The sequence below is a fragment of the Streptomyces tritici genome (assembly GCF_048500665.1).
GTDB lineage: Bacteria > Actinomycetota > Actinomycetes > Streptomycetales > Streptomycetaceae > Streptomyces > Streptomyces tritici.
Genome location: NZ_CP183183.1, coordinates 643,775 through 663,234 on the forward strand (window position 1 = coordinate 643,775; position 19,460 = coordinate 663,234).

Genomic DNA, 19,460 nt, shown 5'->3' on the forward strand with positions numbered 1-19,460 from the left:
GAGAGGTCATCGAGCCCGCGGCTTCATCACGGTTCGACAGACTCTCCGCTGCCTCACGCCCGCGTTTCGTGCGCCGTGGCCAGCTCGGCGTTCAGGGACCGCAGGAAGTCCGCGACCGTGCTCAGCTGCTCGGGGGTGAAGTGGCTGCGTGCGGTCTCGGTGGCCCGTGCGAGCGGGCTGAAGTACTCGCGCGCAAGCGCGCGGGCCTCCGGGTTGTAGACGAGGTGCACGACTCTGCGGTCCGCGGTGTCCCGGACGCGGCTGACGTGTCCTGAGCGCTGGAGTCGGTCGAGGCAGGCGGTGATCGCTCCGGAGGTGAGGCCCAGCTCCTCCCGCAGACGCGTGGGAGTCACGGGGCCGTCGGCGGACGCCGAGGAGTCCATGATCACGGCCAGGGCGTGGATGTCCGTGGTGTGCAGTCCCTGCTGTTGGGCGAAGTCCAGGGTGACCCGGTTCAGCTCGCGGTTCAGCGCGCGCAGCAGGACCGCATAGGTGAACAGGTCGCTGCCCTGGTCGGGAGTGTCCGGTGAACGTGACTGCATACGCCGATTCTAATATCACTCAATGATTGAGATAGTTTATCTTCGAGATACCTTAACTCGCTCGTTCCGATAGGGAGTCGATGAACAGCGCGCGTCGACCAGTCCGCTGGCTGGTCCCCCTCGTCCTCGTAGTGGTCTGGCTGGGCCTGGGCGGAGCCTTCGGCTCCTACGCAGGCAAGCTCGGCGAGGTCTCCACCAATGACCAGGCTGCGTTCCTTCCCCGGAACGCCGAGTCCACGAAGGTGATCGAGCAGCAGAAAGCCTTCAACCAGCAGGAGACACTGCCTGCGATCGTCGTCTGGACGGCCTCCGACGGCGGCGGCATCTCGCAGGCCCAGCAGAAGGCGGCGACCGCCGCGCTGCAGTCGCTGAACGGCGCCCAGGGCGTCGAAGGGGCCCCTTCCCCGGCCTTCCCGTCGCAAGACGGCAAGGCCCTCCGAGGCGTCGTGCCCCTGTCCCCCGACCTCGGTGAGGAGCTCGGCGGAACCCTGGACGAGATCCAGGCCGCAGCCGACTCGGTGCCGGACGCACGAGCCCAGATCGCCGGGCCCGCGGCGACCCAAGGAGACCTCAAAGAGGCATTCGCCGGCATCGACGGGCTCCTCCTCGGCGTGGCGCTCGCCGCCGTGCTCCTCATCCTGCTGCTGGTCTACCGCAGCGTCCTGCTCCCCTTCCTGATCATCGTCAGCTCCGTCTTCGCCCTGGGAGTCGCCGGCGCGATCGTCTACGTCCTCGCCGACAACGACATCGTCCGCGTCGACGGCCAGGTCCAGGGCATCCTCTCCATCCTGGTGATCGGCGCGGCCACCGACTACGCCCTGCTGCTCACCGCCCGCTTCCGCGAGGACCTCGCCGCGAGTGGCGATCGGGCCGCAGCCGCGTGGGCCGCCACCCGGGGATCGTTCGGAGCCATCGCCGCCAGCGCCGCCACCGTCGCGCTCGGCCTGCTCGCCCTGCTGCTGAGCGATCTGACCAACAACAGGGCTCTCGGCCCCGTCGGCGCCATCGGCGTCGTCTGCGCGGTCCTCACCACCCTCACCTTCCTTCCCGCCGCCCTCGCTCTGATGGGCAGGACCGCCTTCTGGCCGGCCAGGCCGAAGTCGGCCGACGCCGAGACCGGCGGGCACGGGATCTGGCGCCGAGTCGCCCGCTGGGTCGACACCCGCCCCCGACAGCTGTGGATCATCACGACAGGTCTTCTGCTGATCGGCGCGGCCCTCTTCCCCGCACTGCAGTCCAAGGGCGTGCCCCTGGACGAACTGTTCGTCAACGACGCCCCGTCCGTCGCCGCGCAGCAGACCCTCGGCAGGCACTTCCCCGGAGGTTCCGGCCAGCCGGCCGTCATCATCGCCGACGCCGACAGCCAGAGGGCTGCACAGAAAGCCGCAGCACAGACGCCGGGAGTGGCCGACGTACAGGTGATCACCGCTACTCCCGGGGGGAAGCCGCTGGTCGTGGACGGCCTGGTCCGCATCGACGCGACCCTGGCCGACGCACCCGACAGCGACGCCGCCAAGGAAACCGTCCAGAACCTCCGCGACCGGGTCCACGCCACGGAGGCGAGCGCCCTCGTGGGCGGATACACGGCACAGCAGTACGACACGCAGCGCACTGCCGAGCACGACAAGAACGTGATCATCCCGGTCGTTCTGGCGATCATTCTCGTGATCCTGATCGTCCTCCTGCGCTCGCTGCTCCTGCCCGTCCTGCTGGTCGCCACCGTGGGACTGAACTACCTCGCGACCCTCGGCATCGCCGGACTGGTCTTCGAGCACGGCTTCGGCTTCTCCGGCACGGACGCCTCCGTACCCCTGTACGGATTCGTCTTCCTCGTAGCACTCGGAGTCGACTACAACATCTTCCTCATGTCCCGCGTCCGCGAGGAAACACTGCGACTCGGAAACCGACAGGGAATGCTCCGCGGGCTCATCGCCACCGGCGGCGTGATCACGTCGGCCGGAGTCGTCCTCGCGGCCACGTTCGCGGCACTCCTCGTCATCCCCCTCGCCTTCCTGGCCCAGATCGCCTTCATCGTCGCCTTCGGCGTCCTCCTCGACACCATCGTGGTGCGCTCACTCCTGGTGCCCGCGCTCGTCAGGGACATCGGCCCCGCCGTCTGGTGGCCCAGTCGGCTCACCCGGGAGGCAGCCGCCAAGCATCCGGACGTCACCGGAACCGACGCGCAGGCGCCGGCCGGGGCCGGTAGCTGAATCAGACACATCCAGGTGGCGCGGCGCCCGGACCGGCCGCCACCGCCCCGACCCGCCGGCCGGGCGCCCTCGGGCCGACGCTGTCCCGCGCGGTGCGCCACCGCGCGGTACAGCGGCGCGAGCCCTCCGCCGTGCCTTCCGGCGGGACTGGGCAGTTTCCGTAATAGGCGGTACATTCGGCCCGTGAATCTCATCGTTCTGAAACGTGGCGAGCCGGAGGAAGCGGCCTCGACGGCTGCCGTCCGCCCCGGTGGTCCGACGCCGCGGAAGGGAAAGCCATGAGCCCCACGCTGGCCGACGAGATCCGCGGTCGGCTCGGAGAACTGAGTCCGGCGGAGCGCAAGGTGGCGCGGGTGCTGCTGGCGGGGTATCCGGCCGCGGTCTTCGAGACGGTCGCCACGATCGCGGAGCGGGCGAGCGTGTCGGCACCCACGGTGCTGCGGTGCGCCTCCCGGCTGGGCTACCGGGGCTTTCCCGACCTCCAGGCCGCTCTCCGCGCCGAGCTCGACGCCCGCAACGCCTCGCCGATCACGCTCTACACGGCTGCGGAGACGTCGAAGCACGAGCGGAAAGCTCCGCAGGACGCCGCCGCCACCCAGCTCGGCGAGCGCTCCTCGCTCGTGCGGCAGGCCGTCGCCCAGACCTTCGACGAGGTGGCCGCCCACGAGTTCGAGGACGCCGTCGGCCTCCTCGCCGATCCCCGCCGTCGCGTGCACGTGGCGGGCGGACGCTTCACGCATCTGATGGCCGAGTACCTGGGCCTGCACCTGATGCAGTTCCGCGACCAGGTGGACTTCCTGCCGCACAAGGACGTGGAGCGGACCTCCTTCCTCACGCAGCTCGCCCGACGCGACGTCACCGTCCTGTTCGACTACCGGCGTTACGAGGCGGACAAGACCCTCATCGCCGAACTGGCGCGGGAGCGGGGCGGCAAGGTCGTCGTGTTCACCGACCCGTGGCTCTCCCCCGCCGCCGCCCACGCGGACGTCGTGTTCATCACCCAGGTCTCCTCCGACTCCCCCTACGACAGCCTTGTACCGGCCCTCGCGGTCGTCGAGGCGCTCGTCGCCGCCGTCCTCGACCGGATCGGCGGCGACGGCCACAAGCGGATGAAGGAGGCCGAGCGGGTCGCCCGGCGCACGGGCCTCCTCTAGCCGGTCGGCCGCGGGGCCGTCTCCCGGAGGGCGGAGTCAGTCGAGCGCTCCGTTCACCGTCGCCTCGGGGATCCCGATGTTCGGGACCTGGTACTTCATGAGGATCTTGCGGTAGGAACCGTCGTCCATGGGCGTCGTATGGAGCCGGGGGTCCGGGCTGACCACGAGGTCAGGCAGGACGGCCACCGGCCCGCCCGGTCCCCTCGCGGGCGGACGGCGTACCGGCCGGCTCCCCGCATCCTGAGACGAGGAGCGCCAGGGCGACGGCGGTGGCGGAGACGAGCGCGGTGCGGGTGCGCACGGACATGGAGCGGCCTCTCTCGACGAGGATGACGGCGCGGGAGGAGGGCTGCGGACCGACGGGACCGGCGGGCGCGGCCGGGCGGGCGCGGCCCGTGCGCCCGCCCGGCCGCCCGGTTCACCTCTGGGGTGCGATGTCGATCCGCAGGTCGACGAGGGTCCGGGGGGTGGTGGCGTCGTCGGTGAAGGCGGCGAAGCCGGGTGCCTTGGTGAAGGTCACCGTGAACCGGGGGCCGGTCTCGAAGGTCGTCGCGGTCGCGCTGTCCTGTGCTCGGGTCGCGGCGAGCGCGCGGGCGGTGGTGAGGAAGGAGTAGGGGGTGCCGTCCGGGTTCGCGGTCGAGTGGAAGACGTCGGTGTTGGCCGGCACGGGCGTCGTGCCGGTGGGGGTGAGGGGCCGCTTGCCGGAGGCGACCCGCGGGGTCCAGGTGCGGGCGTCGTACCGGTCGCCGTCGGTGAGGTGGCTGTACCGGGCGCGGCGCAGGGCCCAGCCGTTCGCGGAGTCGTGCGCGCGGGCGTCGCGCAGGTCGAGGACGGCGACACCGTTCGGGCCGAGGACGGTCAGGTGCTCGCGGTCGCTGCCGGGGCGGTCGACGACGAGGGCGGTGTTCTCCTCCAGGCCGTAGACGCGGTCGTGGCCGGTGTCGGAGGCGAGACGCAGGGCACGTCCCTCACGGCCGTAGGCGCCGGTGTGGGTGTCGACGAGTCCGGAGCGGAGGAAGCCGAAGCCGCCGTGCGGGAGGTGGCCGAGGCGGGTCGGGTCGTCGAAGTAGCCGGGGGCACTGCCGTCGCGGAGCCCTTCGTACGATTCGCCGCCGGTGACCATGTGGGGGCCGGAGGCGATCTGGGCGCCGGCGGAGGACCCGGCGACGACGGCGCCGCGGGCGAGCTTGGCGCGGATGGCGGCAAGGACCTTGGAGTCCTTGCGTCCGTCGCCGCGCAGGAAGGTGGTGACGTACCGGTACTGGTCGCCTCCGCCGAAGAAGAAGCCGGTCATGGACTCGACCTGGGCGACCACCGCGTCGGAGTCGGCGTCGGCGACGTGGTCGATGTCGAGGGGGATCCACTGGGCGTCCGCGGCGCCGTGCCGCTTGAACACGTCGGCGTAGTAGGCGCCGTTGCAGGCGGAGTTGCTGCAGCGGTCGGGGTCGCCGGCGTGGGGGTCCTGGCTCTCGGGAACGGAGGCGGCGGTGATGACGCCGATACGGGCCTCCGGGCCGCCGGCGCGCTTGATGATCTCGCCGTAGACCTGGGTGTTGTTCTCCTTCAGGGCCCCGCCGATGAGGACCAGGGAGCCCGTGCGGGTCGGGTCCGGGCGGGGTTCGGCGTGGGCGCCGGAGGTGCCGGTGAGGAGGGCGACGGCGAGGGCGCCGACGAGGACGGTGCGGCGTGCGGGGGCGGGCGGGACGCGCATGGGTGTCTCCGGTCGGGAGAAGGGGCGGTGAGGTTCTTCTGCCGGGCGGACCGGACTCGTACCGGTCCGCCCGGCTCGGCCGGTGCGGGGCGGGGAGAACAGCAGCCCCGGGTGCCGAGGCCGTTCAGGTGGTGCCGGCCTCCCCGAGGGAGGCGATCAGGTCGGCGAGCAGGGCCACGCGCGGGGGGACACTGGTGACGTCGAGCCACTCCTGGGGGGTGTGGTCGGCGCCTCCGACCGGGCCCAGACCGTCCAGGACGGGGACCCCCGCACCGGCGACGAGGTTGGCGTCGCCGACTCCGCCGGTGGCGGCCGCGCCCAGCTCGATGCCGGCCGCGTACGCGGCGCGGCACGCGTGGTCGAACATGCGCCGGGAGGCGGGGGTGTCCTCCATGGGCGGGCAGAGGTCGAGCTGCTCGACCTCGACGGTGACACCGGGGACGCCGGGATGGTCGGCGGCTTCGCGGATGGCCCGGGTGACGCGCTGGATGTCGCCGGTCGTGGCGGCGCGGACCTCGATGCGCAGTTCCGCCTGGGGGCAGACGATGTTGGCGCGCGTTCCTGCCCGCACGACGCCGACGTTGACCGTCACGTCGTCCCAGTGGCCGTTGAGGGCCTGGAGGGCCACGGTCAGATGGGCGGCGGCGAGGGCCGCGTTGGCTCCGCGCTCCGGTTCGATGCCGGCGTGGGCGGCCCGGCCGGTGACGGTGAGGCGGAAGTCGGCGACGCCCTTGCGGGCGATGACGAGGTCGCCGTTCTCCCGCGCGCATTCGAGACCGAGCCCGAAGTGCATGCCGGCGGCCGTCGCCTCGATCAGCGGCCGGCTGGCGGGCGAGCCGATCTCCTCGTCGGGGGTGGCGAGCAGGACCAGCTCGTCGTACGCGTCGACGCCGCACTCGCCCAGGATCTCCAGGGCCGTGAGGCCGGCGAGGAGGCCTCCCTTGTCGTCGCTGACGCCGGGGCCGTACGCCGTGGAACCGTCGATCCGGAAGGGGCGGGCGGCCGCGGTTCCGTTCTCGAAAACGGTGTCCATGTGGCCGGCGAGGAGGATCCTGCGGCCGCCCTCCGACTCGGGCAGCGTGCCGCGTCGGCGGCCGACGAGGGCGTCGCCGGTCCGGTGTCCGTCGGGGGTCGACGGGAAGCGGACGCGTTCCACGGTGAACCCGATCCGTTCGAGCCTGCGCTCGATCCAGTCGGCGACCTCGTTGACGCCTTCGGCGCTGTAGGAACCGGAGTCGACGGAGACGAGCTCCTCCAGGTCGCGCAGGTAGTCGGCGCGGTGGGCGCGGGCCAGGTCCAGGAGGTCGTCGAGCCTCTCCCGGCGGCGGGTGGGGGCGCTCACAGGACCTTGGACAGGAAGGCGCGGGTGCGCTCCTGCTCCGGGTCGACGAGCACCTGGCGGGGGTCGCCCGCCTCCACCACCACGCCCTCGTCCATGAAGACGGCGGTGTCGCCGACCTCGCGGGCGAAGCCGATCTCGTGGGTGACGACGACCATCGTCATGCCGTCCGCGGCGAGCTGCCGCATGACGTCCAGGACGTCTCCGACGAGTTCGGGATCCAGGGCGGAGGTCGGCTCGTCGAAGAGCATCAGCTTGGGCTTCATGGCGAGGGCCCGGGCGATCGCCACGCGCTGCTGCTGTCCGCCGGACAGCTCGGCGGGGTAGTGGTGCCCGCGGTCGCCGAGACCGACCTGGTCGAGTAGGGCGTGGGCATGCTCCCGGGCGTCGGCGCGGGAGACGCCCGCGACCTTGACGGGGGCCTCCATCACGTTCTCGACGGCCGTCATGTGCGGGAAGAGGTTGAAGCGCTGGAAGACCATGCCGATGTCGCGGCGGCGGTCGGCGACCTCGCGTTCACGCAGTTCGTGGAGCTTGTTGCCCTGCTGGCGGTAGCCGACGAGCTCCCCGTCGACGGTGAGCCGGCCGCCGTCGACCTTCTCCAGGTGGTTGATGCAGCGCAGGAAGGTGGACTTCCCGGAGCCGGAGGCGCCGAGGAGGCAGCAGACCTGACCGCGCTCCACGGTGAGGTCGATGCCCTTGAGGACCTTCAGCCTCCCGAAGTGCTTGCGGACGCCTTCGGCGCGCACCATGGGGGTGCTCATCGGTTCTGCTCCTTGCTGTTCTTGCCGAGCCGCTCCACCGTTCCGCCGAGGAGGCGCCGGAAGGGCGAGACGTGCCCCGCGCGGGTGGTCCCGCGGCCGTAACGCCGCTCCAGCCAGGCCTGGGGCACGCTGAGGAGGGTGACGAGGGCCAGGTACCAGATGCTGGCCACGACCAGCATGGGGATGACCTGGTAGTTCTGGGCGTACACGTCCTGGATGTTCGACATCAGGTCGTGGGCGGAGATGACCGAGACGAGCGCGGTCATCTTCAGCATGTTGATGGTCTCGTTGCCCATCGGCGGGATGATCACGCGCATGGCCTGCGGCAGGACGATCCGGCGCATCGTGAGCGCGGGCCGCATGCCCAGCGAGTGGGCGGCCTCCGCCTGGCCGGGGTCGACGGACTGGATGCCGGCGCGGACGATCTCCGAGGCGTAGGCCGCCTCGTTCAGGCCGAGGGCCAGGAGGGCGGCGATCGCCGGTGTCAGCAGCGCGTTGGTCTCGGCCTGGAAGAACGTGACGTCGGTGAACGGGATGCCGATTTTGACGTACTTGTAGAGCGCCGCGGCATAGCCCCAGAAGATGATCTGGACGAGCAGCGGGGTGCCGCGGAAGACCCAGACGAAGGCGTTGGCCAGGCCGTACAGCACGGGGCTGGACGAGAGCCGCATGACGGCGATCAGCGTGCCGAGGGCGAGACCGAGCAGCATGGCGGCGGCCGTCAGCCAGAGGGTCGTCGCGAGACCGTCGAAGATGAGGTCGGCGAAGAGGTAGTCACCGACGACGTCCCAGTGCAGGTTGTCGTTCTTGGCGAGGGAGCCGATCAGTCCGACGAGGGCGAGGACCGAGGCGACGGCCGCGATCCAGCGCGCGTAGTTGCGGACGGGGACGATCTCGAGTTCCCCGGTGGGGGGCTGGTCCGTGGCAGTGGGGCTCGGCGGGACCTTGGTGGTGCCGGCCATCTTTAGTCCACCGCCGCGTTCTTGGTGGCTTCCTTCACCGCGATCGACTCGACGCCGTACTTGTTGTAGATCTTGATCAGGGTGCCGTCGTCGATGAGGGACTGCAGCGCCTTCTGGATGGCGTCCGTCAGCTCGGGCAGCTGCTTGCTGACCGCGATGCCGTTGGGTGAGGCGTTGTAACCGCCCGGGGCGGCGGGGTCCTCGACGAGGTCGAACGCCTTGCCGCCGTCAGCGGTCTTGGCGACCCAGCCGGCCGCTGGCTTGGTCAGCACCTGGGCGACGACCTTCCCGGAGCGCAGCGCGAGCTGGGCGTCGGAGTCCTTGGGGAAGGTCTGGATGTCGATCTTCCCCTTGCCGGCCTTCTCGCAGGCGGCCTGGTGTTCCTTGAGGAGGTCGAGCTGGTTGGTCGCGGCCTGGACGGCGACCTTCCGCCCGCACAGGTCGTCGAGGGTGGTCACCTTCGCCGGGTTGCCCTCGGCGACGAGGACGCCGGAGCCGGACTGGGAGTAGTCGACGAAGTCGACGACCTTCTGGCGTTCCTTGTTGTCCGTGATGGCGGACATCGCGACGTCGAACTTGCCGGCCTGGATGGCGGGGACGATGCCGTCGAACTTCTGCGGGGAGAACGCGAAGGTCACGCCGAGCTTGGCGCCGAGCGCCTGGCCGAGGTCGTAGTCCAGACCGGTCAGCTCGGCCTCGCCCTCCTTCACGTACATCTCGAAGGGCGGGTAGGGCACGTCCGTCGCGACGCGCACCTCGCCGGTCTTCTTGATCTTCTCGGGGAGCAGGTCGTGCAGCTTCTGGTCCTTCACGATCTCCACGCCGCCGATGGCGACCTTGCCCGACGGGGCGGCGGGCTCGTCGCCGCCGCAGGCGGACAGGGACAGGAGCATGGTCGCCGCGACGGCCGCGGCGGCCGTGGGGCGTGCGATACGAGCGTTCATCGCCTGGAACCTCTCGGTGGTCATCTGCCGGCGGAGTCTGGCCGCCAGGCACTGCTGCGAAATTACAGAGGAACCCATTACATGGCTAGATGTAAGTCCCATTACGTTCATGTAACGAGAGTTCCAGCCTCGCGATTTGGGCGATTTGGAGGTCTTTGTCGCGCATTCGTGACTCAATCACGGCGGGCCGACCATCGCTCCGGACATACATCTTCCGCACCGGGCCCATTACTTGTATGTTCCGCTACCAATCCCGCAGCCCTCCTCCGACGGCTGCGGCATCGAGTTCGCCCTTTTCCAGGAGTGCACATGACACACCGTTCCTTCAGGACCCCCGCGGCAGCCGCCGTCGGCCTCACCGCGATGGCCTCCGTGCTGATGGCGCATCAGCCTGCGCAGGCGGCGGCCGACCGCAGCCGGCTCGGCAGCGCTTCCGACGTCAGCCGCAGTTCGTGGAACGGTCCGGCGTTCACGATGAACGGAGCCGGCGGCATCGTGACGGCCTCGATGGCCCGGGCCGTCGATGAGATCCGCGGCGGCACCGGGAGCCTCGACGTGGTCGTCCTGGCAGGTTCGGCACCGACCTCGGGCAGCAGGACTCCCGAGTGCGACGCCGTCGTCGGACTGACCGGGGTCAACTCCTGTACGACGTGGACGCTCACGACGGCGAGCGACGGCAACAACAGCCAGATGAACACCGACGTCCGCAACGCCGAGTTCGTCTACTTCGCCGGCGGCGACCAGTGCCGCTACGCCGCCTGGAAGGGCACCGCCCTGGAGGCCTCCGTGGAGGCGGTCGTCGCCAAGGGCGGCGGCTCCGGCGGCGGCAGCGCGGGCCACCACATCAACAGCCCGATCGTCTACGACGCCTGCAACGGAAGCGTCACCAGCTCCGAAGCCCTCGCCAACCCCTACGACCGGTACGTCAGCTTCACCACCGGCATGTTCGAATGGGAGAACTACGGAGCCGTCATCAACGACTCCCACTTCGTGACCCGCGACCGCATGGGCCGCACCATGTCCTTCCTCGCGCGCGCCGTGAAGGACGGCCTCGCGCCCGGGGGCGCCGCCTGGGGCGTGGGAGTGGAGGAGGGCGGCGGCTCGCTGTTCCTCGACCGCAACGGCAAGGCGACGCAGTACGGCAAGGACGCCTACGTCGTCCTCGCCGACCACCAGCCGGAACAGGCCGTGGACAGGAAGCCGCTGACCTACAGCGGCTTCAAGATCTGGCGCCTGGCCCCCGGCTCCACCTTCGACTTCAAGAACCGCCCCACCTGCGGCTACTACCTGCGCAGTGTGACGAACGGCGTGACCGACGCCAACCTCTACAGCGGTACGCCGGTGACTGACTGCGGCACCCAGGGCGGCGGGTCCACGGTCGTGGAGAGCGAGCCCAACGACACGCGCGACACGGCCGACGACGCCACCGCGCTCGCCTCGCCCGGCACTCTCACGGGCAGCATGAAGTCGACCAGCGACCGCGACTACTTCAAGGTCTCGGTGGCGGCCGGCCAGACCGTCTCGGTGAACTGCGCCGTGCCCACCGCCTACGACGCTGACGTGTACTGGCTCGACGCGAACGGCAGCACCCTGACCCGGTCCGTGAACGACGGCGCCGGCACCGACGAGTCCCTGTCCTTCACCAGAACCGCGACGGGCACGGGCGCCTACTACCTCGACGTGGAGGCCTACAGCGGCTCCGGCACCGCCACGTACTCCTGCACCCTGACCAGAAGCTGAGGCAGTCGACCTCCGCGGGGCCCTCGCACGCGCGCCCGGGACCCGCGGGCGTTCCGCACCGCACGCGACGGTGCACCCGACGTGCCGCACATGACATCCAGGCCGGGACCCGGCTCGGCCGGGACCCGGCCTCGTCACGGCCCACCAGGAGTCAGCTCGGCCGGGCGAGACGCCGCAGATCGAGCAGTACGTCGAGTTCACCGTCGGTGAGCAGCCCGTCTCGCACGGCCAGCTCCCGGACGGGGACCCCGGACGCGCGGCACTCCCGTGCCAGTGCCGTGGACCGCTGGTAGCCGATGACCGGGTTCAGCGCGGTGGCGAGACCGGCGCTCCGCTCCACCAGGACGCGCAGGCGCTCCTCGTCGGCCTCGATGCCGACGACGCAGCGCTCGGCCAGGAGCCGACAGGCGGCGGCGAGCCGGTTCGCGGAGTTGAGCAGGTGATGGACCATGAGGGGTTCGAAGGCGTTCAGCTGGAGCTGACCCGCCTGGGCCGCCGCACAGACGGCGGCGTCCGCGCCCAGGACGTCGAAGCAGACCTGGTTCACGGCCTCGGGCATGACCGGGTTCACCTTGCCCGGCATGATGCTCGACCCCGCCTGGAGCTCCGGCAGCCGGATCTCGCCGAGGCCCGCCCCGGGGCCCGAGGCAAGCAGCCTGAGGTCGTTGCAGATCTTGGACAGCCGTACGGCGAACTGGCGCAGGGCGCCGGAGAGCCGGACGAATCCGCCGACGCCCTGCGTGCTCTCCACCAGGTCGCGGGCGGGCCGGACCGGCACGGACGCGACGGTTTCGAGGTGGGTGACGGCCAGCCGGGCGAAGCCCTCGTCCGCGTTGAGGCCGGTGCCGATCGCCGTGCCCCCGAGGTTCACCTCAAGGAGGGAGGCGGCGGCCTGGCCGATGAGGTCGGCGTCGTCCCGTACGGTGAGGGCGAACGCGTCGAACTCCCGGCCCAGCGTCATCGGCACGGCGTCCTGCAACTGGGTGCGCCCGAGCTTCACCGTCTTCGCGAAGTGCCCGCCCCGGTCGCCGAAGGCGTCGCGCAGCACGGTCATCGCGTCGAGCAGCCGCCCCGCGGAGGAGTGCACCGCCAGCTTGGCCGCCGTGGGGTACACGTCGTTGGTGCTCTGGGAGCGGTTCACGTCATCGTTGGGATGCAGGTGCTCGTAGCAGCCGCGCGGGTGCCCCAGGATTTCGAGTGCCCGGTTGGCGACGACCTCGTTGGCGTTCATGTTCGCCGAGGTGCCCGCGCCGCCCTGGAAGACGTCCACGACGAACTGGTCGTGGAGGCGGCCCGCACGGATCTCGCGGCACGCCGCGACGACGGCCCGGGCCCGCTCCTCGCGAAGGGTCCCCAGCTCCAGGTGGGCCAGCGCGGCCGCCTCCTTCACCGCGGCCAGCGCGACGACGAGTTCGGGGTGCGACGAGAGCGGAATGCCCGTCAGGGTGAAGTTCTCCAGTGCGCGCAGGGTGTGGATGCCCCAGTACACGCCTTCCGGCACTTCTCGCACGCCGATGAGATCGCGCTCTTCGCGTCGCATGTCCGTCCCTCGCTGTCGGTACGGGCGACTCGCGCGCCGCCTGGCACGAAGTATCCGGCATTACAGATTGGACATGCAACCGCTTCTTCGAATCACATGTTACGAAGCAGGGTGCGTCGGTGCGTTCTTCCTTCTCCCGCGTCACCACGAGGTAGTCCACCCCCGACTCGGCCGCCGGGGCGGCCGGCCGGCGGCCACCCCCAGGACGATCTTGATCGGCTCATCAGCCCAGGCAGCTCAACCGCACCTGACGGTCCGGGTTGTCCTTGTCGGTGTCCGCCGACCTCCGCAAGGACAACCCTCGGCGTGGCCGCGAGAGAGCCACGCCTATGAGTGACCCGGTTCCCCTGCGTCTTCAGGCACTGTCCGCCGCGCCGGTCGTCTTCGCGTGGCGCACCAGGGCCGAGCCGGCCAGGACGACCACGGCCGCGGCACTCAGCAGCCCTACGGCCTTCGCCCAGGTGAACGTGGAGCCGAGGCTGCCGTTCAGCAGGTCGACGCCGAGGGAACTCGCGAGTCCATGGAGTGCGACAAGGCCGACGGCGGTCCCCATGGCGGCGGCCCAGACGATCACGGTGTCCCGCACCGAGAGCCATACTCCGCACAGCAGGCAGAGCACCGTCACGACCGCGGACAGCACCTCCGCCTGGCCACCTGAGCGAATGCCCGCGAGATCCGTGGGCAGATGGACGAGACCGCAGGCGAACAGGGCGACCGCCGCCGGCCAGCGCAGCGCCGACCGCAGCGCCGGGGAGACGGTGTGGCTGCCGGGGCCCACGGCCAGTGCACCGTCCAGGGCCGACTTCGCCGACGTCGCGGACCTCCGCAGCCCCTGCCGGAAGGCCCCGACGACCGGGACAGCGTCTTCGCCACCCTTCACGCGGTCGTCCCGGCCGGGCCCGGCCTTCCGCACCTCGCCATCCCCGCCGCCGGTGGAGCGCCAGTCGCTGCTGTCGGCGCCGAGGATGTTCACAAGCTGCACCACGTCCTCGATCGGTCGGCCCACAGCGGCGGCGCGCAGCGTGATTTCGGCCTGATGAAGGTCGTACCCCGATTCGTTGAGCAGGGCGACCAGCTGCCGCACTTCGTCCAGGGGTCGGGATACGGCGGCTGCCCGTAGCGCCACGTCGGCGGGGCTGGACAGCTCGCCGGTCTGCTTGAGCCGGGCGACCAGCGAGGCGACCTCCTCCACCGGACGCTCGGTGGCCGCCGTCCGCAGAAGGGTGTGTATCGCCTCGTCGTCGGTCTCGGCCGGGGCCGGAGCCCCTTCCGGGACACTCGCCACGGCTGGGGGAGCGTCCCGCTCCGGGGCGGGCCCGACTGTGGGCCCTTTGCCGTCTTCCGTCGGATTGTTACCGAAAAGCTCGGGGGTCATGTCGAGGGCTCCGTTCGTGGAACATCCGGTAGGCGTCCCCCGCGCTGTCCCGTCCTGCGCAGAGAGCGCACACTTGAATACAACTAGTGCGCACTCTGCGGCACTGCGCCATCCGGGAATGGTCTCTGCTGAGCCGACGAGGCGAAAAGGACGCCCGGTCGGCCCGGAGCACTCCATGGCGTGCCGCCGAACGCACCACCCTCACGCGGGAGACCGGCGCAGGACCGATCGCCAGTCAGTGCGGCCGGACATCCGACCTGGAGTCCGGTGGTGACCGCTACCCGAGGAACGACAGCCGCACCTGACGGTCGGGATTGTCCTTGTTGGTGTCCACGAGGCAGACGGACTGCCAGGTGCCGAGGGACAGGCGGCCGGCGAGGACCGGGAGGGTGGCGTGGGGCGGGACCAGGGCGGGGAGGACGTGGTCGCGGCCGTGGCCGGGGCTGCCGTGGCGGTGCTGCCAGCGGTCGTCGGCGGGGAGGAGGTGGTGGAGGGCGGTGAGGAGGTCGTCGTCGCTGCCGGCGCCGGTCTCCAGGATCGCCAGGCCGGCGGTGGCGTGCGGGACGAACAGGTTGAGCAGGCCGTCGCGGCCCTCGGCGGCCTCGGCGAGGAAGTCCTCGCAGGCGCGCGTGAGGTCGGTGACGGTCTCGGAGCGGCCGGTGGTGAGGTCGAGGACCTTGGTGGTGAAGGCAGCTGGCATGGAGGGCATTCTCGCGCCTGCGCCGAGGGGATTCCTCGTCCCCACACCGACGCGTCCACCTCGGGAAGATCCCGGCACCCGAGCAGGTTAGTGGAATCGTGAACGATTTCGGGGTACGCGAAGTGGACGTGGTGGTCGTCGGCGCCGGGCAGGCGGGGCTGTCCGCCGCGTACCACCTGCGGCGGACCGGGTTCGAGCCGGAGCGGGACTTCGTGGTGCTGGACCACGCGCCGCGGCCCGGCGGCGCCTGGCAGTTCCGGTGGCCCTCGCTCACGTACGGCAAGGTGCACGGCATGCACGCGCTGCCCGGGATGGAGCTGACCGGCGCGGACCCCGGGCGGCCGTCCTCCGAGGTGATCGGCGAGTACTTCGCCTCGTACGAAGGCGTCTTCGGGCTGCGGGTGCACCGGCCCGTCGACGTGCGGGCCGTCCGCGAGGGCGGGGGCGGGCGGCTGCTCGTCGAGTCGTCCGAGGGGACGTACGCGACCCGGGCCCTCGTCAACGCCACCGGCACCTGGGACCGCCCGTTCCTGCCCCGCTACCCCGGACAGGAGACCTTCCGCGGGCGCCAGCTGCACACGGCCGCCTACCCGGGGCCCGAGGCGTTCGCCGGGCAGCGGGTCGTGGTGGTCGGCGGCGGGGCGTCCGGGACACAGCACCTCATGGAGATCGCCGAGGTGGCGGCCGCGACGACCTGGGTGACCCGGCGGGAGCCGGTCTGGCGGGAGGGGCCCTTCGGCGAGGAGCAGGGCCGGGCCGCCGTCGCGCTGGTGGAGGAGCGGGTGCGGCAGGGGCTGCCGCCGCAGAGCGTCGTGTCCGTGACCGGGCTGCCGCTCACCGACGCGATCCGCGACGCCCGCGAGCGCGGGATCCTGGACCGCCTGCCGATGTTCGACCGGATCACGCCGACCGGCGTGACCTGGGACGACGGGCGGACCGTCGACGCGGACGTGATCCTGTGGGCCACCGGCTTCCGCGCCGCCATCGACCATCTCGCCCCGCTGAAGCTGCGCGAGCCCGGCGGCGGCATCCGGGTGGAGGGGACCAGGGCGGTGCGCGACGAGCGCGTCCACCTCGTCGGGTACGGGCCCTCCGCCTCGACCATCGGCGCGAACCGCGCCGGGCGGGCCGCCGTGGCGGAGATCCGGCGGCTGCTCGACCGGGAGCCGGAGCCCGTCCCGGCGTAGGGACCGGGGCGGGGCCAGGGGTCAGCTCGCGGTCGCCCGGCGGCGTTCCTCGTTGAAGTCCTGGACGTTGCGCTGCTGTTCGGCGTAGTCCGCCGTGAACCGCGTGTCGCCGGGCCGGACGGTGACGAAGTACAGCCAGTCCCCCGGCGCCGGGTCGACCGCGGCCGCCATCGCCTGCTCGCCCGGGTTGGCGATCGGGGTGGGCGGGAGGCCCGTGCGCGCGTAGGTGTTGTACGGGCTGTCGATCCGGGTGTCCTCGTAGCTGGTGTCCACGGTGGAACGGTTCAGCGCGTAGTTGAGCGTCGAGTCCATCTGCAGCGCCATGCCGCGGGCGAGCCGGTTGTGCACCACGCGCGCGACCTTGGCCATGTCCTGCGGGGAGTCCGCCTCGGCCTGGACGATGCTCGCCACGATCACCGTCTCGTGCAGGCTGAGCCCGTGCCGCTGGGCGCCGGCCGTGAGGCCCGCGGTGCCGAAGCGCTCGCCCGCGGTCCTGACCATGTAGCGGAGCAGGCTCTCGGCGGTGGTCGTGGACTCGATCGGGTACGTCGCCGGGAACAGGTAGCCCTCGGGGTTGCCGCGGGCGGCGGCCGGCAGGGTCGGGGCGACGGCCTTCATCGCCTTGCGGGCGGTCCCCGCGGGGGCCTTCAGAGCGCGGTCGACGGCGGCGTACACCTGGCCGGCCCGCCAGCCCTCCGGGATCAGGAGGGTGCGCTTCTTCTCCGCGACCGGCGGGGGCTTCGCCTCGGGGCGGAGCAGCAGCAGCGGTACGGCGACGGCGGCCGTCGCGACGAACAGCGCGAGCGCGAGCAGAAGCATCCGGCCGCGCCGGGTCAGGCGGCCCCGGCTCCGGCGCCGGCGTGGGGGTTCGGGCCGGGGGAACGCGTGCGTCATGGGTGCACGCTAACCCGGCGACCGGTCAGATCGTGGTAAATCCCCATCTTCCGATCGTGCGACCCGGGGCGTTCCCGCGAACGGCGGCGGCGCCGCCGACCCCCTGGGACGGGGGGCCGACGGCGCCGCTTTCCTGCTCGGCCTGCGGGGCCGGTTCAGGGTCAGACGAGCCAGCCCAGGAAGTGGAAGACGCCGGCGAGCAGGTTGGTGATCAGGTCCATGGTGGTGCTTTCTCCTCGTACAGGTACTGCTTCAGGGACAGCGCAGTCGCGGTCTGCAGCCCGTCGCTTGCGCACCGTAATCATCTGCCGCCCCAGGGGGCCCGGGCAACGAAAACGGAGACGATCACACGTACCGGGGAACAACCGCTCGGGCGTTCGTGTGTTCGTCCCGGCGCACCAGGGCCGCGTACCGGCCGTTGCGGTCGAGGAGTTCGTCGTGGGTGCCGCGCTCGACGATCCGGCCGGCCTCCAGGACCACGATCTGGTCGGCGTCCCGGACCGTGGAGAGGCGGTGGGCGATGGTGATCGTGGTCCGGCCGGCGGAGAGCGCGTCGATCGCCTGCTGCACCGCGTGCTCGGTGCGCGTGTCGAGCGCGCTGGTCGCCTCGTCGAGGATGAGGACCGGCGGGTCGCGCAGGATGGTGCGGGCGATGGCCAGCCGCTGCTTCTCCCCGCCGGAGAACCGGTAGCCGCGCTCGCCGACGAGGGTGTCGTAGCCGTCGGGCAGGGCCGCGATGTGGTCGTGGATCTGGGCGGCGCGCGCCGCGGCCTCGAGCTCCTCGTCGGTGGCGTCGGGCTTGGCGAAGCGCAGGTTGTCGGCGACGGAGGCGTGGAAGAGGTACGTCTCCTGGGAGACCACGCCGACGGCCCTGGCCAGGGTGTCGAAGTCGAGGTCGCGCACGTCGACGCCGTCGAGGGTGACCCGACCGCCGGTCACGTCGTACAGCCGCGGCACCAGGTAGCTGAGGGTGGACTTGCCGGAGCCGGTGGGGCCGACGACGGCCAGGCCGGAGCCCGCGGGCACGGTCACGTCGACGCCGTCGAGCGTGGGGCCGTGGTCCGCGTCGTAGTGGAAGTCCACGTTCTCGAAGGCGATCTCGCCGCGTATCTTCTCCAGCCGCACCGGCCGCTCGGGCTCGGTGATGTCGACGGGCAGGTCGAGGTACTCGAAGATCCGCTGGAACAGGGCGAGCGAGGTCTGGATCTGCACACCGGTGGAGAGCAGGCTGACCGCCGGGCGGAACAGGCCCTGCTGCAGCGAGACGAAGGCGACCAGGGTGCCGATGGACAGGGCCGGGCCGCCCGACTGGAGGGCGAGGCCGGCGGCCCAGTAGATCAGGGCGGGCATGGCGGCCATGACGATGCCGATGGTGGACATCCGCCAGCGCCCGGCCATGGAGGAGCGCACTTCGAGGTCGACGAGGCGCTCGGACTCCTCGGCGAAGGACCGGGTGAGCGAATCGGCCCGGCCCATGGTGCGGCCGAGCAGGATGCCGCTGACGGACAGCGACTCGGTGACCGTCGCCGCCATGGCGGCCATCTGCTTCTGCCGCTGCGTCGTGATCGTCTTCCGTTCCCGGCCGACCCGGCGGCTGATCCACACGAACACCGGCAGCAGGGCGAGCGAGACGAGCGTGAGCCGCCAGTCGAGCGCGAGCATCGCCGCGACGGTGGCGACGACGGCGGTGAGGTTGGAGACCAGGGACGTCGCGGTCGAGGTGACCGTGGCCTGCATCCCGCCGATGTCGTTGGCGATCCGGGACTGCACCTCGCCCGTGCGGGTGCGGGTGAAGAAGGCCAGCGGCATGCGCTGGAGCTGGGCGTAGACGGCGGTGCGCAGGTCGTGCATGACGCGCTGGCCGACCGTCGTCGAGATCAGCGTCTGGAGCACGCCGAAGACGCTGGTCATCACGGCGGTGCCGATCATGCCCAGGGCGAGCAGGCTCAGCAGGCCGGTGCGGCCCTGCGGGATCGCGGTGTCCAGGATCTCCTTCAGCAGGAACGGGGAGGCGACCGACACCAGCGAGGACGCGCCGACGAGCAGGCCGACGACGGCGAGCCGTCCGCGGTACGGGCGGAAGAGACGCAGGATCCGCCGGATCTGGGCGGGCTCCTGCGGCTGCGCGGGATCGCGGGGCGGGGGCGTCCAGGTGGACTGGTCGTGGGGGTGCATGGGCTCCTACGCGGTGCGAGAGGCGTGCGGGGCGGGTCGGGTCGCGGCGCCGGGTCCGGGTCCGGGTCCGGGCGAACGGTTGGGATCTCGGTTCGGATCTCGGTTCGGATCTCGGTTCAGGTCTCGGTCCGGACCTTCGTCCCGTCTCCGTTCCGGTGTCCGTTCCGGTCTCCGGTTCAAGTCTCCTTCCAGGCTCCGTCCGCGTCGATCTCCGAGTCGATCA

General features: G+C 71.3%; 16 protein-coding genes. 4 read left to right on the forward strand and 12 right to left on the reverse strand.

What is annotated here, in order from left to right; genetic code table 11:
- Positions 1 to 53 precede the first annotated feature (53 nt).
- Entirely contained in the window at positions 54 to 542 is a 489-nt protein-coding gene (locus ACNJ93_RS02985; RefSeq protein WP_418955736.1) for a MarR family winged helix-turn-helix transcriptional regulator, read from the reverse strand.
- Positions 543 to 622: 80 nt separating this feature from the next.
- On the opposite strand from ACNJ93_RS02985, the gene ACNJ93_RS02990 reads away from it, so the two are divergent.
- Positions 623 to 2,752 (forward strand): MMPL family transporter, encoded by a 2,130-nt coding sequence (locus ACNJ93_RS02990; RefSeq protein WP_418955737.1) that lies wholly within the window; start codon positions 623 to 625, stop codon positions 2,750 to 2,752.
- Between the two features lie 278 nt (positions 2,753 to 3,030).
- Positions 3,031 to 3,906, forward strand: coding sequence for a MurR/RpiR family transcriptional regulator (locus tag ACNJ93_RS02995; RefSeq protein ID WP_418955738.1), 876 nt, complete (start codon positions 3,031 to 3,033; stop codon positions 3,904 to 3,906).
- A 169-nt stretch (positions 3,907 to 4,075) separates the two neighbouring features.
- On the opposite strand, the gene ACNJ93_RS03000 is transcribed toward ACNJ93_RS02995, so the two are convergent.
- The 6 genes from ACNJ93_RS03000 to ACNJ93_RS03025 form a co-directional block, all read right to left on the reverse strand.
- Positions 4,076 to 4,213 carry a hypothetical protein gene (locus ACNJ93_RS03000; RefSeq protein WP_418955739.1) on the reverse strand — a complete coding sequence of 46 codons (138 nt, stop codon included), beginning with the start codon at positions 4,211 to 4,213 and terminating at the stop codon, positions 4,076 to 4,078.
- Between the two features lie 111 nt (positions 4,214 to 4,324).
- On the reverse strand, positions 4,325 to 5,617 hold the full coding sequence (locus ACNJ93_RS03005; protein WP_418955740.1) for a cyanophycinase: 1,293 nt from the start codon (positions 5,615 to 5,617) through the stop codon (positions 4,325 to 4,327).
- A gap of 124 nt (positions 5,618 to 5,741) precedes the next feature.
- Positions 5,742 to 6,959 carry a M20 family metallopeptidase gene (locus ACNJ93_RS03010; protein WP_418955741.1) on the reverse strand — a complete coding sequence of 406 codons (1,218 nt, stop codon included), beginning with the start codon at positions 6,957 to 6,959 and terminating at the stop codon, positions 5,742 to 5,744.
- Complete coding sequence (locus ACNJ93_RS03015) at positions 6,956 to 7,720, reverse strand: amino acid ABC transporter ATP-binding protein (RefSeq protein WP_418955742.1); 765 nt, start codon at positions 7,718 to 7,720, stop codon at positions 6,956 to 6,958. The genes ACNJ93_RS03010 and ACNJ93_RS03015 overlap by 4 nt, the downstream gene beginning before the upstream one ends.
- Complete coding sequence (locus ACNJ93_RS03020; RefSeq protein WP_418955743.1) at positions 7,717 to 8,682, reverse strand: amino acid ABC transporter permease; 966 nt, start codon at positions 8,680 to 8,682, stop codon at positions 7,717 to 7,719. The genes ACNJ93_RS03015 and ACNJ93_RS03020 overlap by 4 nt, the downstream gene beginning before the upstream one ends.
- Positions 8,683 to 8,684: 2 nt before the next feature.
- The gene (locus tag ACNJ93_RS03025; RefSeq protein ID WP_418955744.1) at positions 8,685 to 9,650 is read right to left on the reverse strand and encodes an ABC transporter substrate-binding protein; all 966 of its coding nucleotides are present in this window, start codon (positions 9,648 to 9,650) and stop codon (positions 8,685 to 8,687) included.
- A gap of 285 nt (positions 9,651 to 9,935) precedes the next feature.
- On the opposite strand from ACNJ93_RS03025, the gene ACNJ93_RS03030 reads away from it, so the two are divergent.
- Positions 9,936 to 11,366 carry a pre-peptidase C-terminal domain-containing protein gene (locus ACNJ93_RS03030; protein WP_418955745.1) on the forward strand — a complete coding sequence of 477 codons (1,431 nt, stop codon included), beginning with the start codon at positions 9,936 to 9,938 and terminating at the stop codon, positions 11,364 to 11,366.
- Positions 11,367 to 11,517: 151 nt separating this feature from the next.
- Here ACNJ93_RS03030 and ACNJ93_RS03035 read toward each other — a convergent pair whose 3' ends face one another.
- The 3 genes from ACNJ93_RS03035 to ACNJ93_RS03045 all read right to left on the reverse strand — a co-directional run bounded on the left by ACNJ93_RS03035 (position 11,518) and on the right by ACNJ93_RS03045 (position 14,981).
- Entirely contained in the window at positions 11,518 to 12,906 is a 1,389-nt protein-coding gene (locus tag ACNJ93_RS03035; RefSeq protein WP_418955746.1) for an aspartate ammonia-lyase, read from the reverse strand.
- Between the two features lie 355 nt (positions 12,907 to 13,261).
- On the reverse strand, positions 13,262 to 14,191 hold the full coding sequence (locus tag ACNJ93_RS03040; protein WP_418955747.1) for a hypothetical protein: 930 nt from the start codon (positions 14,189 to 14,191) through the stop codon (positions 13,262 to 13,264).
- 367 nt (positions 14,192 to 14,558) lie between these two features.
- Positions 14,559 to 14,981, reverse strand: a complete 423-nt coding sequence (locus tag ACNJ93_RS03045; RefSeq protein ID WP_418955748.1) for a secondary thiamine-phosphate synthase enzyme YjbQ — start codon at positions 14,979 to 14,981, stop codon at positions 14,559 to 14,561.
- Between the two features lie 98 nt (positions 14,982 to 15,079).
- Between ACNJ93_RS03045 and ACNJ93_RS03050 the strand changes: the two genes are divergently transcribed.
- Complete coding sequence (locus tag ACNJ93_RS03050; RefSeq protein WP_418955749.1) at positions 15,080 to 16,168, forward strand: NAD(P)-binding domain-containing protein; 1,089 nt, start codon at positions 15,080 to 15,082, stop codon at positions 16,166 to 16,168.
- Between the two features lie 21 nt (positions 16,169 to 16,189).
- Here the strand turns inward: ACNJ93_RS03050 and mltG are convergent, their stop codons facing one another.
- A complete protein-coding gene (mltG, locus tag ACNJ93_RS03055; protein WP_418955750.1) occupies positions 16,190 to 17,062 on the reverse strand; it encodes an endolytic transglycosylase MltG in 873 nt (290 codons plus the stop codon).
- A gap of 345 nt (positions 17,063 to 17,407) precedes the next feature.
- On the reverse strand, positions 17,408 to 19,237 hold the full coding sequence (locus ACNJ93_RS03060) for an ABC transporter ATP-binding protein (RefSeq protein WP_418955751.1): 1,830 nt from the start codon (positions 19,235 to 19,237) through the stop codon (positions 17,408 to 17,410).
- Between the last annotated feature and the right edge of the window lie 223 nt (positions 19,238 to 19,460).

Bases quoted from the DNA above. Each gene is read 5' to 3' on its own strand.
- ACNJ93_RS02985 (WP_418955736.1), bottom strand. From the start codon at position 542: ATGCAGTCACGTTCACCGGACACTCCCGACCAGGGCAGCGACCTGTTC.
- ACNJ93_RS02990 (WP_418955737.1), top strand. From the start codon at position 623: ATGAACAGCGCGCGTCGACCAGTCCGCTGGCTGGTCCCCCTCGTCCTC.
- ACNJ93_RS02995 (WP_418955738.1), top strand. From the start codon at position 3,031: ATGAGCCCCACGCTGGCCGACGAGATCCGCGGTCGGCTCGGAGAACTG.
- ACNJ93_RS03000 (WP_418955739.1), bottom strand. From the start codon at position 4,213: ATGTCCGTGCGCACCCGCACCGCGCTCGTCTCCGCCACCGCCGTCGCC.
- ACNJ93_RS03005 (WP_418955740.1), bottom strand. From the start codon at position 5,617: ATGCGCGTCCCGCCCGCCCCCGCACGCCGCACCGTCCTCGTCGGCGCC.
- ACNJ93_RS03015 (WP_418955742.1), bottom strand. From the start codon at position 7,720: ATGAGCACCCCCATGGTGCGCGCCGAAGGCGTCCGCAAGCACTTCGGG.
- ACNJ93_RS03020 (WP_418955743.1), bottom strand. From the start codon at position 8,682: ATGGCCGGCACCACCAAGGTCCCGCCGAGCCCCACTGCCACGGACCAG.
- ACNJ93_RS03025 (WP_418955744.1), bottom strand. From the start codon at position 9,650: ATGACCACCGAGAGGTTCCAGGCGATGAACGCTCGTATCGCACGCCCC.
- ACNJ93_RS03030 (WP_418955745.1), top strand. From the start codon at position 9,936: ATGACACACCGTTCCTTCAGGACCCCCGCGGCAGCCGCCGTCGGCCTC.
- ACNJ93_RS03035 (WP_418955746.1), bottom strand. From the start codon at position 12,906: ATGCGACGCGAAGAGCGCGATCTCATCGGCGTGCGAGAAGTGCCGGAA.
- ACNJ93_RS03045 (WP_418955748.1), bottom strand. From the start codon at position 14,981: ATGCCAGCTGCCTTCACCACCAAGGTCCTCGACCTCACCACCGGCCGC.
- mltG (WP_418955750.1), bottom strand. From the start codon at position 17,062: ATGACGCACGCGTTCCCCCGGCCCGAACCCCCACGCCGGCGCCGGAGC.
- ACNJ93_RS03060 (WP_418955751.1), bottom strand. From the start codon at position 19,237: ATGCACCCCCACGACCAGTCCACCTGGACGCCCCCGCCCCGCGATCCC.